The sequence below is a fragment of the Candidatus Kurthia intestinigallinarum genome (assembly GCF_003991225.1).
Taxonomy (GTDB): domain Bacteria; phylum Bacillota; class Bacilli; order Bacillales_A; family Planococcaceae; genus Kurthia; species Kurthia populi.
In genome coordinates this window covers 1-603 of sequence record NZ_JTFC01000018.1, presented here as the reverse complement: position 1 = coordinate 603, position 603 = coordinate 1, and the positions used below count along the sequence as shown (strand labels likewise).

At 40.7% G+C, this 603-nt stretch carries 1 protein-coding gene; it reads left to right on the top strand.

Annotated elements, in window-relative coordinates; genetic code table 11:
* Positions 1-603, top strand: a 603-nt coding sequence (locus tag QI30_RS05170; protein ID WP_304999924.1) for an aminoacyl--tRNA ligase-related protein, incomplete at both ends; no start/stop codon positions are given.

Below are 603 nucleotides of genomic sequence, written 5' to 3'. Positions count from 1 at the left end.
ACCAGGCATGCCGTTTTATTTAGCCAATGGGCAAATCATTCGTAATGAACTGGAAAGCTTTTTACGACAGTTACAAACAGCGTATGACTACAAGGAAGTACGTACACCACTGATGATGAATCAGCGTTTGTGGGAGCAATCGGGGCATTGGCAGCACTACAAAGAAAACATGTACTTCACACAAGTAGATGAGCAAAAGTTTGCGTTAAAGCCGATGAACTGCCCAGGACATATGCTTATTTATAAAAACGATTTACATTCGTATCGTGACCTACCGATTCGTATGGCTGAGTTTGGTCAAGTACACCGACATGAATTTAGTGGGGCGTTAAATGGCTTGTTACGTGTACGTACGTTCTGCCAAGATGATGCTCATATTTTTGTGACACCTGCACAAATTGAAGATGAAATTACACTTGCATTAAAAATCATCGACCACGTATATCAGGTATTTGGCTTTGAATATGACATTGAACTATCGACACGTCCAGATGATTATATGGGTGAACTCACATTATGGGATCAGGCCGAGCAAGCACTTGAAAATGTATTAAAACGTTTAGGCTKCCCGTACAAAATTAATGAAGGAGACGGCGCATTTTA